The organism is Kitasatospora cathayae (assembly GCF_027627435.1).
GTDB lineage: Bacteria > Actinomycetota > Actinomycetes > Streptomycetales > Streptomycetaceae > Kitasatospora > Kitasatospora cathayae.
The window spans coordinates 4,235,930-4,255,772 of sequence record NZ_CP115450.1; the positions used below are offsets into that span (position 1 = coordinate 4,235,930).

Consider the following 19,843-nt stretch of genomic DNA (forward strand, 5'->3'; position numbering starts at 1 on the left):
AAGCAGTGCATCCGGAAGAGCTACCGCTGTCCGCCGCCCAGCGCGAGATGTGGTTCGCCCAGCAGCTCGACCCGGGCAATCCGGTGTTCACCATGGCGGACGTCCTGGAGCTGACCGGCCCGCTGGACCACGAGCGGCTGCGGGCCGCCTGGCAGCGCGTGCTGGACCGCACCGAGTGCCTGCGGGTGCGCTTCGTCGAGCGCGACGGGCAGCCGGTGCAGCTGGTCGAGCCGCCGCGCGCGCGTCCCCTTCCGGTGCTCGACCTGACCGGCGAGCCGGACCCGCTCGCCGCCGCCGAAACGTTTCTGGAGACCCAGCAGCAGCTTCCGTCCTCCCTCGGCCCCGACGCCTTCGCCGCCACCCTGGTGCTGATCGGCACGGAACTGGCCTGGCTGCACATGAGGGCCAACCACATCCTGGTGGACGGCTTCAGCCGCGCCCTGGTCTACCGCCGGCTCGCCGCCGAGTACGACCTGCCCGGCGCCGAGCCGGCCGCCGACCCGACCCTCGCCGAACTGCTCGCCGAGGAGCGCGACTACCTCGCCTCCCCCGCCCACCAGCGCGACCGCGCCCACTGGGCCGAGCAGTTGGCCGACGGCATCGAGCCCACCGTGCTCTCCGGCCACCTCGGCGCGCCCGCCCGCACCACCCTGCGCAGCACCGGTCTGATCCCGGCCGACACCGTCACCAGGCTGCAGGACGCCGCCTGGGCCGAGCGGGTCACCTGGCAGACCCTGCTGATCGGCGCCACCGCCGGCTGCCTCGCCGCTCTGGCCGGCACCGACCGGGTCGTACTGACCCTCCCGGTCGCCGCCCGGACCACCCCGCTGGCCCAGGCCGTCCCCGGCATGCGCGCCAACTTCCTGCCGCTGCCGGTCTCCGTCCACCCCGCGCTCGGTCGTGCCGGCCTGCTCACCCAGGTCGCCGCCACCCTGCGCGGCACGCTGCGCCACCAGCGCCACCGGCACGACGCGATCCGCCGCGACCTCGGTCTGACCGGCGACGCCGGCCGCACCTTCGGCCCGACCGTCAACGTGCTGCAGACCGGCGGCGAGTTCGCCCTCGGCGAGTGCCGCGCCCAGGTCCGCAACCTGTCCACCGGCCCCGTCCCGGACCTGCAGATCCTCTTCCTGGACAACGGCGAGGACGGCTGCGAGCTGCGGGTCGACGGCGACGCCGACCGCTACCCCCAGGAGCGCCTGGACCTCTTCCGCGACGCCCTGCTCGGCTACCTCGATGAATTCGCCACCGTCTCCACCGAACTGCCGGTCGGCCGGATCGCCGCCCTGCCGGCGGCCGAGCGCGAGCGCGTCCTGGCCGGGGGGAACGGCTACGGGCAGCAGCCGGACACCTTCACCGACGTCCTGCCCCGGATCCGCCAACTCGCGCTGGCCCGTCCCGACGCGATCGCCGTCCAGGACGACGCCGGCCAGCTCGACTACGCCGAACTGGTCGCCCGGGCCAGCGCCCTCTCCCGCCGGCTGGTCGCCGCGGGCGCCGGGCCGGACCGGCTGGTGGCGATCGCCGCCGCCCCCGGCACCGGCTTCGTGACCGCCGTCCTCGGCGTGCTCGGCGCCGGCGCCGCCTGGCTGCCGCTGGACGTCCAGGCCCCGGCCGTCCGCGGCGCGGCGCTGGTCGAGGCCGCGGGCGCCGCCGTCCTGCTGCACGGCGAGGACCAGCGGCCGTACGTCGACACCCTGCTCGGCGCGCTGCCGCAGGACCGGTGCCCGGCCGTGCTCGGGCTCGACGACGCCCGCGACGAGGAGCTGCTGCCGACCACCGGGGGCCCGGCCGAGCTGGCGTACGTCATCTACACCTCGGGCTCCACCGGCCGCCCCAAGGGCGCCATGGTGCACCGCGACGGCATGGTCAACCACCTGCTCGCCAAGCACGCCGACCTGGAGCTGTCCGAGGCCGACACCGTGGTGCACAACGCCCCCGTCACCTTCGACATCTCGGTCTGGCAGATGCTCAGCCCGCTGGTCGCGGGCGGGCGGCTGCGGGTGGTCTCCCGCGAGCTCGCGGGAGACCCGGGCGCGCTGTTCGCGCTCGCCGACGCCGAGGGCGTCACCGTGCTGGAGGTCGTCCCCTCGCTGCTGCGCGCCGCGTTGGACTCCTGGGAGGCCGGCGCGCCGCTGCCCCGGCTGTCCGCGCTGCGCAGGCTGGTGGTCACCGGCGAGGCGATGCCCGCCGACCTGGCCCGCCGCTGGTTCGCGCTGCGCCCCGGCATCCCGCTGGTCAACGCCTTCGGGCCGACCGAGTGCTCGGACGACGTCACCCACGCCCTGATCGGCTCCCCGGCCGAGCTGGACTCGGTGCGCGCCCCGATCGGCCGCCCGGTCCGCGACACCAGGCTCTACGTCCTCGGCGACTCGCTGCAGCCCGTCCCGGCCGGCCAGCCCGGCGAGCTGTACGTGGGCGGGCGCGGCGTCGGCCGCGGCTACCTGAACGACCCGCGGCGCACCGCGGCCGCCTTCGTGGCCGACCCGTACGCCGAGGCGTCCGGCGCCCGGATGTACCGCACCGGCGACCGGGTGGTGCACCGGAGCGACGGGCAGCTGGAGTTCCTGGAGCGGGTCGACCACCAGGTCAAGATCCGCGGCCACCGGATCGAGCCCGGCGAGGTGGAGGCCGCGCTGCGCGCCGTCTTCGGCGTGGCCGACGCGGTGGTCACCGTCGCCCGGGACCCGTCCGGCGGGGCCCGGCTGGTCGCCCACCTGGCCGGCGGCGCCGACCCGGCCGCCGTCCGCGCCGAACTGGCCCGGACGCTGCCCGACTACATGGTGCCGGCGGTGCTGGTGCCGATGGCGGCGCTGCCGCTGACCCCCAACGGCAAGGTGGACCGCAAGGCCCTGCCGGCGCCGGACTTCGGCGCGCTGCGCCGCGAGCGACGGGCCCCGGCCACCGAGCGCGAGGCGCTGCTGTGCGCGCTGTTCGCCGAGGTGCTGGAGCTCGACGAGGTCGGCGCCGACGAGGACTTCTTCGCGCTCGGCGGGCACTCGCTGCTGGCCGGCCGGATCGTCACCGGGCTGCGCGCCCGGCTCGGGATCGAGCTGCCGATCCGCACCCTGTTCGAGGCGCCCACCCCGTTCGCCCTGGCGCTCGCCCTGGACGGCCTCGAGCCGGCCCGGGAGGAGCTGGTGGCCGGCCCGCGGCCGGAGCGCATACCGCTCTCCCCCGGGCAGCAACGGCTGTGGTTCCTCTCCCAGTTGGACGCCGCCGGCGCCACCTATCACCTCTCCCACGCGGTCCGGCTGACCGGCGCGCTGGACCGGGCGGCGCTCGCCGCGGCACTGGCCGACGTGGTGGCCCGGCACGAGAGCCTGCGCACCGTCTTCCCGGCCGAGGACGGACGCCCGCACCAGCGGGTGCTCCCGGTCGGCGAGGCCGGGCCGGAGCTGCCGGTCGTCCCGTTCACCGGCCGCCCGGCCGAGGAGCTGGACGCCGAGCTGGCCGCCCGGGCCGGCACGCCCTTCGACCTGGCCACCGAACCGCCGCTGCGCGCCGTGCTGTTCGAGACCGGTGTCGAGGAGCACGTACTGCTTCTGGTCCAGCACCACATCGCGGCCGACGGCTGGTCGGTGCGCCCGCTGGTCGACGGCCTGCAGGCCGCCTACCGCGCCCGGCTGGCCGGCGGCGCCCCCGAGTGGGCCGAACTGCCCGTCCAGTACGCCGACTACACGCTCTGGCAGCGCCGACTGCTCGGCGAGCCGGACGATCCGAATTCACTGATGTTCCGTCAGCTTGACTACTGGGCCGAACAGTTGGCCGGGCTGCCGGAGGAGCTGCCGCTGCCCGTCGACTTCCCGCGCCCGGCGGTGCCCAGCTACCGGGGCGCCACCGTGCCGCTGCGGCTGGACGCCGAAACGCACCGCGCCCTGGCCGCGCTGGCCCGGGAATCCGGCGCCAGCCCGTTCATGGTGGTGCAGGCGGCGCTGGCCGTACTGCTCGGCAAGCTCGGCGCCGGTACGGACATCCCGCTCGGCACCCCGGTGGCGGGGCGCACCGCCCAGGCCCTGGACGGCCTGGTCGGCTTCTTCGTCAACACCCTGGTGCTGCGCACCGACCTGGGCGGCGACCCGACCTTCCGCACCCTGGTCGGCCGAGCCCGGGAGACCGTGCTGGCCGCCCTGGCCCACCAGGACGTGCCGTTCGAGAAGCTGGTCGACCGGCTCGGCGCCGGCCGCTCGCTGGCCCGCCAGCCGCTCTTCCAGGTGATGCTGGCCTTCCAGAACAACGCCGGGGCCCGCCCCGAGCTGCCCGGCCTGACCGCCGAGGTCCGCCAGATCGGCACCGGGACGGCCAAGTTCGACCTGGCCTTCGAACTCGTCGAGCAGTACGACGGGTCGGGCCGGCCGGACGGCCTCACCGGCACCCTGGAGTACAGCACCGACCTGTTCACCGAGCGGACCGCGCGCGGCCTGGCGGACCGGCTGGCCCACCTGATCGGCCTGCTGACCGGCGAGCCCGACCGACCGCTCAGCGGACTGGACGCCCTGCTGCCCGAGGAGCGCGAGCTGCTGCTCGGCTCCTGGAGCGGGGCCGCCACCCCGACCACCGTCGGTGCGGTCCAGCTACCCGCGCTGTTCCAGGCGCAGGCGCACCGCGCGCCCGAGCGGCCCGCGCTGCGCTGGTTCGAGGGCGGCGCGGTACGGGCCGAGGTCGGCTACGGCGAGCTGAACGAGCGCGCCAACCGGCTCGCCCACCACCTGATCGCCCTGGGCGCGGGCCCCGGACGGATCGTCGCCCTGGCGCTGCCGCGCACGGTCGACGCGGTCGTCGCGGTGCTCGCGGTCCTCAAGACGGGCGCGGCCTACCTGCCCGTCGACCCGGCGTACCCGCGCGAGCGGATCGGCTACCTGCTGGCGGACTCCGCTCCGCTGGCGGTGCTCAGCCACGGCTCGGTGGCCGGACGACTGCCGGAGCCGGTGGCCGCCCCGGTGCTGCTGCTGGACGACCCGGCGACCGCCGCCGCGATCGCCGGCGCCCCCGCGCACGACCCGGACGACACCGAGCGGACCGCGCCGCTGGGGCCGGAGCACCCGGCGTACGTGATCTACACCTCCGGCTCCACCGGCCGTCCCAAGGGCGTGCTGGTGCCGCACCGGGCGGTCGCCGCGCTGGCCGCCGAGCACGACCGCTTCGGCGTCGGCGAGGGCACCCGGCTGCTGCAGTTCGCCTCGTTCAGCTTCGACGCCGCCGCCTGGGAGCTGCTCACCGCCCTGCTCACCGGCGCCGTCCTGGTGCTGGCCGCGGAGGCCGACCGGGCGCCCGGCGAGCCGCTGGCCGAGCTGGTCGCCACGGCCGGCATCGAGGTGGTCTGCCTGCCGCCGACGGTGCTCGCCGCCTGGCCGGTCGCGCTGCCGATGCCCGAGGGCCTGACCCTCATCACGGCCGGCGAGGCCTGCCCGCCCGAGCTGGTGGAGCGCTGGTCCGCGGGCCGGCGGATGCTCAACGCGTACGGCCCGACCGAGACCACGGTCTGCGCCACCGTCAGCGAGCCGCTGGCCGGAGCGGTCAAGCCGCCGATCGGCCGACCGCTGGCCGGCGCCCGGGTGTACGTGCTGGACGAGGCCCTGCGGCCGACCCCGCCCGGCGTGATCGGCGAACTGTACGTGGCCGGCGCCGGGGTGGCCCTCGGCTACCTGCACCGGCCGGAGCTCTCCGCCCAGCGCTTCACCGCCGACCCGTACGCCGACCGCTACGGCGCGCCGGACGACCGGATGTACCGCACCGGTGACCTGGTGCGCTGGACGGCCGACGGCCAGCTGGACTACGTGGGCCGGGCCGACGAGCAGGTCAAGCTGCGCGGCTTCCGGATCGAGCTCGGCGAGATCGAGACCGCGCTGCTCGCCCGGCCCGGCGTGGAGCAGGCCGCCGCGGTGGTCCGCGAGGACCGCCCCGGCGACAAGCGGCTGGTCGCCTACGTGACCCCGGCCGACCTGCCGGTCGGCGAGCTGCGGGCGGCGCTCACGGCGGAGCTGCCCGACTACCTGGTGCCCTCCGCGTTCGTCCCGCTGGAGACCCTGCCGCTGACCGGCAACGGCAAGCTGGACCGCCGGGCGCTGCCCGCGCCCGACTACGCCGCCGCCTCCACCGGCCGGGCCCCGGCCGACGCCCGGGAGGCCGCGTTCTGCGCGGTCTTCGCCGAGGTGCTCGGACTGCCCGAGGTCGGCGCCGACGACGGCTTCTTCGACCTGGGCGGCGACAGCATCGTCTCCATCCAGCTGGTCAGCCGGGCCCGCGCGGCCGGGCTGGTGGTCACCGCGCAGGACGTCTTCACCCACCGGACCCCGGCGGCACTGGCCGTGGTGGCCCGCGACGGCGAGGGCGAGGGGGCGGTGACCACGGTCGGCACCGAGGACGGCGTCGGCCCGCTGGGGCAGCTGCCGATCGGGCACTGGCTGCGCGAACTCGGCGGGCCGGTGGACGGCTTCCACCAGGCCGTCCTGGTCCGCACCCCGGCGAACGCCACCCGGGAGTCGCTGACCGCGGCCCTGCAGGCGCTGCTGGACCACCACGACGGCCTGCGGATGCGGCTGCTGCCGGACTGGTCGCTGCTGATCACCGAGCCCGGCACGGTGGACGCCGGCGAGCTGCTGCGGACCCTCGACGGCCCGGCCGCCGACTGGCCCGCCGAGGCGGTCGCCGCCCGGCAGCGGCTGGCGCCCGGCGCGGGCGTGATGGTCCAGGCGCGCTGGCACCCCGAGGTCGGCGAGCTGCTGCTCACCCTGCACCACCTGGTGGTGGACGGGGTGTCCTGGCGGGTGCTGCTGCCCGACCTGGCCCGGGCGCACGAAGCCGTCCTGGCGGGCGAGCCGGTCCGGCTGGAGCCGGTCGGCACCTCGCTGCGGCACTGGTCCGCGCTGCTGGAGCGGACCGCTGGCACGCCCGAGCTGCGCGCCCAACTCGACTGGTGGCGCGCCGAGTCGGCCGGTTCGCAGGCCCCGCTGGGCCACCGGGCCGCCGACCCGGCGGTGGACACCGTCGCCACCGCCCGCACCCTGCACCGCACCCTGGACACCGACACCACGGCGGCGCTGCTCACCGAGGTCACCGGGGCGTACCACGCCGAGGTGAACGACGTGCTGCTGACCGCCCTGGCGCTCGCCGTCGCGGACTGGCGGCGGCGCACCGGGCGGCCGCAGGGGCCGGTGCCGGTCGAGCTGGAGGGCCACGGGCGCGAGGAGTTCGCCCCCGGCGTGGACCTGTCCCGCACGGTCGGCTGGTTCACCACCGCCTACCCGCTGCGGCTGGACCCGGGCCCGGTGGACCTGGCGGAGGCGCTGTCCGGCGGCCCGGCCGCCGGACACAGCCTGAAGCTGGTCAAGGAGCACCTGCGGATGGTGCCGGGGCACGGACTCGGCTGGGGCCAACTGCGGTATTTGAACAAGCACGGCCTGGAGCGGGCCGAGGCACTGTCGGGTACGGCCCGGCCGCAGCTCGGCTTCAACTACCTGGGCCGGCTGCCCGCGCCCGGCACCGAGGACTGGGCGCTGACCGAGCAGTCCGCCGCGCTGGCCGCCGGGGCCGACCCGGAGATGCCGCTGCCGCACGTCCTGGACGTCAACGCGATGACCGAGGACGGCCCGGACGGACCGCGACTGAGCGCCCGCTGGACCTGGGCCGGCCAGGCCCTGGCGCAGGCCGACGCCGAGGACTTGGCCGAGGGCTGGTTCCGGGCCCTGCGGGCCCTGGTGCGGCACACCCGGGAACCCGGCGCCGGCGGCTGGACACCGTCCGACCTCGACCTGGTCGCACTCAGCCAGGACGAGATCGACGAATTCGAGGACGAGATGGACGACTGGGGGAACGAGCTGTGACCACGGCCTCGGCCGAGCCCCGCGCCGGGCGACGAACCGGGCGGCGGAGCTCCAATCTGAGCGACATCCTGCCGGTGGCACCGCTGCAGGAAGGACTGATGTTCCACGCGCAGTACCACCGCGAGGAACTCGACGTCTACACCGTGCAGTTGGTGATGGACCTGGCGGGCGAACTGGACCCGGCGCGGCTGCGCGCCGCGGTCACCACCCTGCTGGAGCGCCACCCCAACCTGCGGGCCGCCTTCCGCTACCGCAAGAACGGCGACCCGGTGCAGGTCGTGGCGCGCGAGGTCGCGCTCGACTGGCGGGAGCTGGACCTGCGGGACGCGTCCACTGACACCGCCCCGCCCCGAGCCGAAGGACGCGCCGGTGCCGACGGCGAGGAGCGACCAGCGACCGACGAAGGAGGGAGTGCCGGAGCGTGGGGGCACCTCCCGGCCGCCAGGCCGGGGGAGAGCGTCGGCGCCGGGTCCGAGCGCCCGGAGGCGAGCGGGCGAATCGCAGAAGAACTCGCCGAGCAGGACCGGCTGCGCCCGTTCGACCTGGCCCGCCCGCCGCTGATCCGCTTCAGCCTGCTGCGACTCGGCGAGCGCGAGCACCGGCTGGTGCTGACCGCCCACCAGATCCTTTTCGACGGCTGGTCGATGCCGATCGTGGTGCGTGAACTGTTCGCCTGCTACGCCGACGGCGGCGCCTCGCTGCCGCGCCCCGCCCCGTACAAGTCCTACCTGGCCCACCTGGCCCGGCAGGACAGGGCGGCCGCCGAGGCGGCCTGGACGGCCGCGCTGGACGGCTTCACCGAGCCCACCCGGCTGTCCGGTACGGCCACCGGCACCCCGTCCCCCCAGCGGGGCATGCCCGGGGAGCACGCCGTCGAGCTGGACGAGCGGGAGTTCGCCGCGCTCACCGGCTGGGCCCGCAGCCGCGGCCTGACCGTCAACACCGTGGTGCAGGGCGCCTGGGCGACCGTGCTGGGCACCCTGACCGGGCTGCGCGACATCGTCTTCGGCGGCACCGTCTCGGGCCGCCCCCCGGAGCTGCCCGGGGTGGAGGGCATGGTCGGGCTGTTCATCAACACCCTGCCGGTGCGGGTCGACCTGGACCCGGCGCAGAGCTTCACCGAGCTGCTGTCCGCCCTGCAGGACCGCCAGTCCGTCCTGCTGCCGCACCAGCACCTCGGCCTCAACACCATCCAGCGCCTCGCCGGGGTCGGCGACCTCTTCGACAGCGTGCTGGTCTTCGAGAACTACCCGCTCGACCCCGAGGCGCTGGCCGGCGAGGTCGCCGGGCTGCGGCTGACCGGCCTGCGGGCCGGCGACGCCAACCACTACCCGCTCAGCCTGATGGCCCTGCCCGGCGAGCGGCTGCGCCTCCAGATCGGCTACGACACCGCCCGGTTCACCCCGGCCGAGGCCGCCGTCGTCGCCGAGCGGCTGCTGCACGTGCTGCGCACCGCCCAGGCCGAGCCGGACCGCCCGCTCGGGCGGCTGGACCTGCTGCTGCCCGGCGAGCGCACCCGGCTGGCCGTCCCCGCCCCGGAGCCGGCCGAGACCGACCCGTGGACGGACGTGGTGGCGCGGGTCCAGGAGTTCGCCCGGGCCACCCCGGCCGCGATCGCCGTCTCCGACGGCGCCGAGCGGCTGAGCTACCGCGAGCTGGCCGGCCGGGCCGGCGCCGTGTCCCGGGCGCTGCTCGAGGCGGGCGCCGAGACCGGACCGGTCGGCGTGCTGGCCCCGCCCGGCTGCGGCTTCGTCACCGCCGTCCTGGGCGTGCTCGGCGCGGGCGCGGCCTGGCTGCCGCTGGACGTCGCCGCGCCGGTCAGGCGCGGGGCCGTGCTGGCCGCCGAGGCGCACCTGAGCGCCCTGCTGGTCGGCCCCGGCGAGCGAGCCATGGCCGCCGAGCTGCTGGCCGAGGCCGGGCTGGACGTCCCGGTGCTGGAGCTCGACACGGACACCGCGGCGGAGCCGCCGGCCCCGCGCGGCGCCGGCGACGACCTGGCGTACGTCATCTTCACCTCGGGCTCCACCGGCCGTCCCAAGGGCGCCATGGTGCACCGGGCGGGCATGGTCAACCACCTGTTCGCCAAGATCGCCGACCTGGAGCTGGACGGGCACACCGTGCTGGTCCACAACGCCCCGGTCACCTTCGACATCTCGGTCTGGCAGATGCTCGCCGCGCTGGTCGTCGGCGGACGCCTGCGGGTCACCGGCCGCGAACTCGCCGCCGACCCGCAGGCCCTGTTCGGCCTGGTCGCCCCCGAGGGCGTCACCGTGCTGGAGGTCGTCCCCTCGCTGCTGCGGGCCGCCCTGGACAGCTGGGACGACGGCGCCGAGCCGCCCGCCCTGGACGGCCTGCGCAAACTGGTGGTCACCGGCGAGGCACTGCCCGCCGACCTGGCCCACCGCTGGTTCGCCCGCTACCCGGCGATCCCGCTGGTCAACGCGTACGGGCCGACCGAGTGCTCGGACGACGTGACGCACGCGGTGATCGGTTCCCCCGCGGAGCTGGACTCGGTGCGCGCCCCGATCGGCCGGGCGGTGCGCGGCACCGGACTGTACGTCCTGGACGACGCGCTGCGCCCGGTGCCGGACGGCGTGCCCGGCGAGCTGTACGTGGGCGGGCGCGGCGTCGGCCGCGGCTACCTGGACCAGCCCGGCCGCACCGCCGCGGTGTTCGTCGCCGACCCGTTCAGCCCGCTGCCGGGCGCGCGGATGTACCGCACCGGCGACCGGGTGATCCGGCGGCCGGACGGGCAGCTGGAGTTCCTGGAGCGGGTCGACCACCAGGTCAAGATCCGCGGCCACCGGATCGAACCCGGCGAGGTCGAGGCCGCGCTGCGCTCGATCGAGCGGATCGGCGACGCCGTGGTGGTGGTCCGCCGCGGCGGGGCCGGCGACGCCCGGCTGGTCGGGTACGTGACCGGCCCGGTCGACCCGGCCTGGGGCCGGGCGGCGGCCGCCGCGATCCTGCCCGAGTACATGGTGCCCTCCGCCCTGGTGGTGCTGGACGCCCTGCCGCTGACCCCCAACGGCAAGGTGGACCGCAAGGCGCTGCCCGAGGTCGACCTCGCCGCCGCGACCGGCCGCGGCCCGCGCACCCCGCAGGAGGAGGTGCTGTGCGCCGCCTTCGCCGAGGTGCTGGACCTGCCCCGGGTCGGCATCGACGAGGACTTCTTCCAGCTCGGTGGCCACTCGCTGCTCGCCACCCGGCTGGTCAGCCGGGTGCGCACCCTGCTCGGCGCCGAACTGCCGCTGCGCACGGTCTTCGATGCACCCACGGTGGCCGCGCTGGCCGGGCGGCTCACCCAGGACGCCGTGCGCCCCGCGCTGACCGCCGGGGAGCGCCCGGAGCTGCTGCCGCTGTCCTACGCCCAGCAGCGGCTCTGGTTCCTGGACCGGCTGGAGGGCCCCTCCGCCACCTACAACCTGCCCTGGACGCTGCGGCTGCGCGGACCGCTGGACCGCGCGGCACTGGCCGCCGCGCTGACCGACGTGGTCGAGCGGCACGAGAGCCTGCGCACCGTCTTCCCGGACCGCGACGGTCTGCCGCACCAGCGGATCCTGTCCGTCCGGCAGGCCGCCGTCGAGCTGCCGGTGCGCGAGCTCGCCGAAGCCGAACTCACCTCGGCCGCCGAGGAGTTCGCCACCGCGAGCTTCGACCTGGCGAACCGGCCGCCGATCCGCGCCACGCTGCTCGCGGCCGGCCCCGAGGACCACCTGCTGGTCGTGGTGCTCCACCACATCGCCGGCGACGGCTGGTCCAACGGCGTGCTCGCCCGCGACCTCTCCACCGCGTACGCCGCCCGGCTGGCCGGGCGCGCGCCCGCCTGGACGCCGCTGCCGGTGCAGTACGCCGACTACGCGCTCTGGCAGCGCGAACTGCTCGGCGAGGAGGGCGACCAGGAGTCCGTCATCGCCCGCCAGATCGCCTACTGGAAGGAGCGGTTGGCCGCACTGCCGGCGGAGCTGCAGCTGCCGGTGGAGAACACCCGACGGACCACCGCCGGCTACCGCGGCGACAGCGTCCGCTTCGCCGTCCCGGCCGAACTGCACCACCGGGCGGTGGCGCTGGCCCGGCAGAGCGGGGCGAGCCTGTTCATGGTCCTCCAGGCCGCGCTCGCCACCCTGTACGGCAAGCTCGGCGCGGGCGAGGACATCCCGCTCGGCACCCCGATCGCCGGCCGCACCGACGACGCCCTGGACGACCTGGTCGGGATGTTCGTCAACACCCTGGTGCTGCGCACCGACCTGTCCGGCGCGCCGACCTTCCGCGAGCTGCTGGAGCGGGTCAAGGCCACCGACCTGGCCGCCTACGCCCACCAGGACCTGCCGTTCGAGAAGCTGGTCGACGCCCTCGGCCCCGAGCGCGCCCCGGCCCGCAACCCGCTGTTCCAGACCCTGCTGGCCCTCCACAACAACGCCGCCGCCCGGCTGGAGCTGCCCGGCATCACCGCCGAGACGGGCGCGGCCGAGCTCGGCGTGGCCCGGCTCGACCTCTCCTTCGAACTCGCCGAAGTCTCCGGACCGGACGGCCCCGGCGGACTGGCGGGGCGGCTGGAGTACAGCACCGACCTGTTCAGCGCGGCCGGCGCCCGGCGACTGGCCGACCGACTGGTGCACCTGCTGGGCGTCCTGGTCGACCAGCCGGACCGGCCGATCAGCGCCGCCCCGGTACTGCTGCCCGGTGAGCAGGAGGAACTGCTGGCCGCCGGGACCGGCGCCGCCGCCCTGGGCGACGGGCAACAGCTCGCCGCGCTGCTGGAGGCCACCGCGGACGCCCGCCCGGACGCGATCGCGCTCGAACACGCCGACCAGCGGCTCGACTTCGCCGAACTGCACCGCCGGGCCAACCGGCTCGCCCGCACCCTGGTCGCCCAGGGCGCGGCACCGGACCGGCTGGTCGCGATCGCGCTGCCGCGCGCGGTCGACCTGGTGGTGGCCGCGCTCGCGGTGATCAAGTCCGGTGCCGCCTACCTGCCGATCGACCCGTCCTACCCGGCCGACCGGATCGCCGGGATGGTCAAGGACGCCCAGCCGGTGCTGACCGTGACCGTCACCGGGGTGGCCACGGCCGTCCCCGGCCTGGACGACGGCCGGCTCCTGCTGCTGGACGACCCGGCCACCCGCGCGCTGGTCGACGGCCGGCCCGCGGACCACCTGCGCCCGGCCGAACTGGCCGCGCCGGTACGGCCCGAGCACGCCGGCTACGTCATCTACACCTCGGGCTCCACCGGCCGCCCCAAGGGCGTCGTGGTGCCGCGCGGGGCGCTGGTCAACCACCTGCTGGACCTCACCGAGCGGGTCGGCCTGGCCCCCGGGCGCACCCTGCTGGCCGTCACCACCTTCGGCTTCGACATCGCCAACCTGGAGCTGTTCGGCCCGCTGCTCAGCGGTGCCCGGCTGGTGCTCGCCCCGCACGACACCGTCCGCGACCCCGAGCTGCTGGCCGAACTGACCCTCGCCACCGGGGCGCACGTCATGCAGGCCACCCCGACGCTGTGGCACGCCCTGGTCACCGCGCGGCCCGACTCGCTGGCCGGGGTGCACGTGCTGACCGGCGGCGAGGCCCTCGGCCCGGCCCTGGCGGCGGCGCTGACCGGCGCCGCGGCGAAGGTCAGCAACCTGTACGGCCCGACCGAGACCACCATCTACTCGGTCGGCGTCGACCTGGCGCCCGACCACACCGGCACCCCGCCGATCGGCCGCCCGCTGGCCGGCAACCAGGCTCGGCTGCTGGACGCCGAGCTGCGCCCGGTGCCGCCGGGCGTCGTCGGCGAGCTCTACCTGGCCGGCGCCGGCCTCGCCCGGGGCTACCTGGACCGCCCGGGCCTGACCGCCGAGCGCTTCACCGCCGACCCGTACGGGCCGCCCGGCTCCCGGATGTACCGCACCGGGGACCTCGCCCGCTGGAAGCCGGACGGCTCGATCGACTACCTCGGCCGGACCGACCACCAGGTGAAGATCCGCGGCTTCCGGATCGAACTCGGCGAGATCGAGGCCGTGCTGACGGACCATCCGCTGGTCGAGCGGGCCTCGGTGACCGACCGGGAGGACTCCCCGGGCGAACGCCGGCTGGTCGCCTACCTGGTGCCCGCCGGCCCGCAGCGGCCCGAACCCGCCGCGCTGCGCGCCCACTTGGCGGCCGTACTGCCGGAGTACATGCTCCCGGCCGCCTACGTCCCGCTGGCGGCGCTGCCGCTCACCCCGAACGGCAAGGTGGACCGCAGGGCGCTGCCCGCGCCCGGGGCCGACGACCGGGCGGTGGCCCGCTCGGACGGCCGCGCGCCCAGCGGACCGGTGGAACTCGCGCTCGGCCGGGTGTTCGCGGAGGTGCTCGGCCTGGACCGGGTCGGCGCCGAGGACGGCTTCTTCGAGCTGGGCGGCGACAGCCTGAAGTCCATCCAGCTGGTCAGCCGGGCCCGCGCGGCCGGACTGGAGCTCACCCCGGCCGACGTCTTCGCGCACCGCACGGTGGCCGGCCTGGCCCTGGTGGCCGGTGCCGTCGACGGCACCGCCGCGCCCGAGGACCCGTTCGCGCCCGTCCTGGCCATCCGGCCGACCGGCACCCGCCGTCCGGTGTTCTGCGTGCACGGCGCGGTCGGCCTCGGCTGGCCCTTCCTGACCCTCGCCGCGGAAATTGACGCGGACATTCCCGTGTACGCTTTCCAGGCGGGCGGGGTGCGCTCCCCGGAAAAGGCCCCGGAGTCCGTCCGGGAAATCGCCGGAAAATATCTCGGCGAAATGCTGGAAATCCAGCCGCAGGGCCCTTATCGTATTCTCGGCTGGTCGTTCGGAGGGCTCGTCGCCCACGAGATCGCGGTCCAGCTGCAGGCCCGCGGCGAACAGGTCGAGCTGCTCGCCGACCTGGACGGCTACCCCGGCACCGGCTCGCCGGCCGAGGACGCACCGGACGACCGGGCCGTGCTGGCCGAACTGCTCGAGCGGGCCGGCCTCCCCGGCGACGGCCCGACCGACCTGGGCACCGCCCGCGAGCGCCTCGCCGAGGCCGGCAACGCGCTCGCGGAGCTGGACGAGACCGAGCTGGTCAGACTGCTCGGGGTGATCCGCACCCACAGCCTGCTCGGCGACGCCCACCGCCCCGGCCGCTACCAGGGCGATTTGCTCCTGTTCGCGGCCACCCGCGGCCTCGCCCCCGGCGACCCGGACGCGGAGTCCTGGCGGGAGCACGTGACCGGCCGGATCCTCCGGCACCCGGTCGACAGCGACCACGACTCGATGCTCGAACCGGCGCCGGCCGCATTCATCGGAAAGACCCTGTCGGCCGTCCTCGAATAATCGCCCCGGAACCACCGGCGGCCACTCCGGAAATTCCGGCCGCAGACCACTGCGCCCGAACCCGGACGATTTCCTGGAATTCCGAAAGGACCAAAACCATGAGCAACCCGTTCGACGACGAGCAGGGCACCTTCCTCGTCCTCGCCAACCACGAGAACCAGCACAGCCTCTGGCCCGCCTTCGCCGAGGTCCCGGCCGGCTGGCGGACCGTCAAGGGCGCCTGCACCCGGCAGGAGGCGCTCGACCACATCGAGCGCACCTGGACCGACCTGCGCCCGCAGAGCCTGATCGACGCCACCGCCTGAGCACCACCCAACCGACACACCTGAGGAGCACACCATGAGCGCTGTCGCCATCGACGAGACCAAGGTCCGCGAGATCGTCGCCGACTGCCTCGACCTCGAGATCGACGAGCTGACCCTGACCGACCACTTCATCGACCACTACGGCGCCGACTCGCTGAACGCCATCGAGGTCCTCGCCCGCCTGGAGAAGCAGTTCAACGTCACCATCCCGCAGGACGAGCTGGCCAACATGGTCAACCTGGCCGCCGTGCTGGAGGTCCTGTCCCGGGCGACCGCGCGATGAACGAGCCGCAGCGCGTGGTGGTGACCGGCATCGGCGTCCTGTCGAGCATCGGCAACGGGGTCGAGGAGTTCACCTCGGCCCTGCGCGAGGGCCGCTGCGGCGCCGGTCCGATCACCAGCTTCGACACCACCGGCTTCCTCCGGACCTCCGGCCACGAGGTGGCCGGCTTCGAACCGGAGCAGTGGATCCACCGCCTCCCGATCGAACAGCTCGGCCGCGCCACCCAGTTCACCGTCGCGGCGGCCCGGATGGCCGTCCAGGACGCCGGCCTCGACGAGCGGGAACTCGCCGGGCTGCGCGCCCAGATCACCGTCGGCACCACCGACGGCGAGGCCGGCGAACTCGACAGGATGATGGCCGAGTCGGTGGCGAAGGGGCCGGAGCACCCGGCGGACCAGCTGGTGGCCGGCCGGCTGCCCTCCCACCAGCTGGCCCTGGCGGTCGCCCGGGAGCTGCGGCTCCCCCGGGCCGTCCCGGCCGTCCTCGGCACCGCCTGCGCGGCCGGCAACTACGCGATCGGCGACGGCTTCGACGCCGTGCGCGGCGGTGAGGCGGACATCGCCATCGTCGGCGGCGCGGACGCGATCTGCCGCCGCACCTTCGCCGGATTCAGCCGGCTCGGCCTGGTCTCCTCGGACTACTGCCGTCCGTTCGACGCCGACCGCGAGGGGCTGCTCACGGCCGAGGGTGCGGGGGTGCTCGTCCTGGAGACGCTCGAGTCCGCCCGGCGCCGCGGCGCCCGGATCTACGCCGAACTGCTCGGCTACGGGCTCAACTGCGACGCCCACCACCCCACCGCACCCGACCAGGCGAGCGTCGCCCGCTGCATGGAGCTGGCGCTCGCCGACGCCGGGGTCAAGGCGGCCGAGGTGGACCTGGTCTCCGCCCACGGCACCGGCACCCCCACCAACGACATCACCGAGACCCGCGCGATCCGCGAGGTCTTCGGCGACACCCCGCCGCGCACCGTCGCCCTCAAGGCGATGCTCGGCCACTCGATGGGCGCGGCGAGCGCGCTCGGCGCGGCCGCCTCGGCGATCGCGCTGGCCCACGGGTTCGTCCCGCCCACCGTCAACCACCGCACCACCGACCCCCAGTGCCAGATCGACTGCGTGCCCAACCACTCCGTCCCCGCGGACCTCCGGGTGGTGGTCAACAACGGACTGGCCTTCGGCGGCAACAACGCCTCCGTCGTCCTGGGGCGCCACGAGGAGGAGCCCAGCCGATGAGCTCTAGCACCATCCACCGGGACCGGCCGCTGATCACCGCGTGGTCCGCCGTCTCCCCGTTCGGCCTCGGCCGCGACGCGTTCGCGGCCGGGGTGGGCCGGGGGCAACCGGCCCACGAGGTCCCCGACTTCGACGTCCGCAAGGTGCTCGGCAAGGCCGGCACCCGCACCTACGACCGGGCCACCGGCCTGGCCGTCACCACCGTCCGCGAACTGCTCGCCGAGGCCGAGGCCGCGCGGAGCCCGATCGCCACCGGCGGCGGCACCGCACTCGTCCTCGGCACCACCCTCGGCAGCGCCGACAGCTGCGCCGGGTTCAGCCGGGCCTCCTTCGAGGGCGACAAGCCCTACGACGTACCGGCCCAGCTGATGCCCAACGTGCTGATGAACGGACCGGCCGCGGCCACCGCCATCCGCTTCGACCTCAAGGGCCCCAACACCACCGTGGCCGGCGGCGCCGCGGGCGGCCTGCTCGCCCTCGGCTACGCCCGCCGCCTGCTGGCGGCCGGCCGCGCCGAACGCGCCGTGGTCGGCGCGGTGGAGGAGCAGTCCCCCACCCGCGAGTGGCTGGCCGGCGACACCGACCGGACCATCGGCGAGGGCGGCGTCGTCCTGCTGGTGGAGACCGCCAGGACGCTGCCGCCCGGCCGCCGGGTGCTGGCCGAACTGCTCGCCCTGGACGTCCGGCTGGACATCGACGACGACCCCGCGCAGGCCCTCGCCGACACCGTCCGCGAGGCCCTCGACCAGGCCGGCGCGACCCCCGAGGAGGTCTGGGCCGCGGCCGTCACCGGGCAGCCGGCCGGGGAACAGCTCGCCGCGCTGGTCGGCACCGAGGCCGTCGGCCGGGTCCCCGCCCTGCTCGGCGACACCGGCTCCGCCGCCACCGTCTTCTCGCTCACCACCGTGCTGTCCCTGGCCGAGCACGACCCCACGGCCGCCGGCCGCGTCGCCGTGATCGCCTCGCTGGACCACCAGGGCCTGGCCGCCTGCGCCGTCCTGCGCCTCACCGGCGGTGACCGATGAGCGGCGTCGCCCTGATCAGCGGCGGCTCCCGCGGCATCGGCAGGGCGGCCGCCCTGCGCCTGGCCGCCGAGGGCCACGCGATCAGCTTCTGCTACCAGTCCGACCGGCAGGCCGCCGACCTCCTCGCCAAGGAGCTCACCGAACTCGGCGTCGCGACCCTGGCCGAACGGGTGGACGTCACCGACGCCGGCGCCGTCCGCGCCTGGGTCACCCGCACCGAACAGGACCTCGGCCCGATCACCGTCGCCGTCGCCAGCGCCGGGATCACCCGCGACAAACCGCTCCTGCTGATGGCCGACGAGGACTGGCAGGCCGTCACCGACACCAATCTCACCGGCACCGCCAACCTCTGCCGCGCGGTGGCCTTCCCGATGGTCAAGCGCCGCGCCGGCTCGATCATCACGCTCTCCTCGGTCTCCGGCGTCTACGGGAACCCCGGCCAGAGCAACTACGCGGCCTCCAAGGCCGGCATCATCGCGCTCACCCGGGCGCTGGCCAAGGAGGTCGGCCGCTACGGGGTCCGGGTCAACGCGGTGGCCCCCGGCATGATCGAGACCGACATGACCTCGGTGCTCACCGACGCCCAACGCACGGACGCCCTCAAGCACATCCCGCTCGGCCGCTTCGGCACGGCGGACGAGGTGGCCGACTCGGTCGCCTTCCTGGCGGGCCCCCGGTCCGCCTACCTCACCGGCTCGGTCCTGCAGATCGACGGCGGAATAGTCCTGTGACCAGACGCACCGTCAACCACACCCAGGAGACACGACCATGACCGTTCCCGCCGTGCGCACCTTCGACAACCACACCCCGCTGGTCGACACCGAGCTGCTCCCCGGCCGCGGCACCGGCGTCAACGCCGCCCACCGGATGTACGAGCACCTCATCGGCATCTGGGCCACCGGCGTCATCGAGGCCGCCCACGACCTCGGCGCCTTCACCGCCCTGATCAGCGGTCCGGCCACCGCCGGCGAGCTCTCCACCCGGCTCGGCACCGACCTGCGCGCCACCCGCGTCCTGCTCGACGGCCTGGCCGCCTACGACGTGGTCGAGCGCAGCCGCGCGGCGGACGGTCAGGCCGTCTACACCCTGCCACCGGAGATGCACGACATCTTCGCCCCCGAGGGCCTGTACAGCCTGGTCGGCAAGATCCGGCACGACCGCAACGTCGCCTGGAACGCCTGGCGCAACCTCGCCACCAACGTCCGCACCGGCGCCCGCAACGCCGAGGGCTCCCAGCAGCTCAACCAGATCTCCGAGGAGGACTACACCTCCCTCGTCCGCGGCATCAACTTCTGGGCCCCGCCGATCGCCGCCACCCTCGCCACCGCCCTGCGCGAGCAGGGCTGGACCGACGGCACCGGCCGCACCCTGCTCGACGTCGGCTGCGGCACCGGCATCTACAGCCAGCTCCTGCTGCAGGAGTTCAGCGGCCTCAACGCCCGCGCCCTGGACGCCGAGCGGATCATCCCGATCGCCAACGCCCAGGCCCACCGCCTCGGCGTCGCCGACCGCTTCAACCCCGAGGTGGTGGACTTCTGGGCCGACGACTGGGGCACCGGCGTCGACGTCGCCCTCTTCGTCAACATCTTCCACCTGCAGACCCCGGAATCCGCCCGCGAGCTCCTGCTCCGCTCCGCCAAGGCCCTCACCGAGGACGGCGTGATCGCCATCGCCGACCACATCGTCGACGAGGACAGCGCCGACGGCAACACCCAGAACCGCTTCTTCCGCCTCTTCGCCGCCTCCATGCTCGCCACCGGCGGCGGCGACGCCTTCACCGTCCACGACTACGACCACTGGCTCGCCGACGCCGGCCTGCGCCGCGTCGCCCTGCTCGACACCCCCATGCACCGCCTCCTGCTGGTCAAGCACGCCTGACCCCC

8 protein-coding genes are annotated in these 19,843 nt (G+C 75.3%); all 8 read left to right on the forward strand.

Annotation, left to right across the window (positions count from 1 at the left end):
- The first annotated feature begins 5 nt into the window (after nt 1-5).
- The 8 genes from O1G21_RS18775 (at nt 6) to O1G21_RS18810 (ending at nt 19,838) form a co-directional block, all read left to right on the forward strand.
- Nucleotides 6-7,823, forward strand: a complete 7,818-nt coding sequence (locus O1G21_RS18775) for a non-ribosomal peptide synthetase (RefSeq protein ID WP_270145336.1) — start codon at nt 6-8, stop codon at nt 7,821-7,823.
- A gap of 74 nt (nt 7,824-7,897) precedes the next feature.
- Entirely contained in the window at nt 7,898-15,118 is a 7,221-nt protein-coding gene (locus tag O1G21_RS18780) for an amino acid adenylation domain-containing protein (protein ID WP_270151096.1), read from the forward strand.
- Between the two features lie 98 nt (nt 15,119-15,216).
- On the forward strand, nt 15,217-15,423 hold the full coding sequence (locus O1G21_RS18785; protein WP_270145337.1) for an MbtH family protein: 207 nt from the start codon (nt 15,217-15,219) through the stop codon (nt 15,421-15,423).
- A gap of 34 nt (nt 15,424-15,457) precedes the next feature.
- The gene (locus tag O1G21_RS18790; protein WP_270145339.1) at nt 15,458-15,706 is read left to right on the forward strand and encodes an acyl carrier protein; all 249 of its coding nucleotides are present in this window, start codon (nt 15,458-15,460) and stop codon (nt 15,704-15,706) included.
- Entirely contained in the window at nt 15,703-16,935 is a 1,233-nt protein-coding gene (locus tag O1G21_RS18795; RefSeq protein ID WP_270145341.1) for a beta-ketoacyl-[acyl-carrier-protein] synthase family protein, read from the forward strand. Before O1G21_RS18790 ends, O1G21_RS18795 begins: the two co-directional genes overlap by 4 nt.
- Nucleotides 16,932-17,960, forward strand: coding sequence for a beta-ketoacyl synthase N-terminal-like domain-containing protein (locus tag O1G21_RS18800; RefSeq protein ID WP_270145343.1), 1,029 nt, complete (start codon nt 16,932-16,934; stop codon nt 17,958-17,960). Before O1G21_RS18795 ends, O1G21_RS18800 begins: the two co-directional genes overlap by 4 nt.
- On the forward strand, nt 17,957-18,691 hold the full coding sequence (gene fabG / locus O1G21_RS18805) for a 3-oxoacyl-ACP reductase FabG (RefSeq protein WP_270145345.1): 735 nt from the start codon (nt 17,957-17,959) through the stop codon (nt 18,689-18,691). The genes O1G21_RS18800 and fabG overlap by 4 nt, the downstream gene beginning before the upstream one ends.
- A gap of 37 nt (nt 18,692-18,728) precedes the next feature.
- Nucleotides 18,729-19,838, forward strand: coding sequence for a class I SAM-dependent methyltransferase (locus tag O1G21_RS18810; protein WP_270145347.1), 1,110 nt, complete (start codon nt 18,729-18,731; stop codon nt 19,836-19,838).
- Nucleotides 19,839-19,843 lie beyond the last annotated feature (5 nt).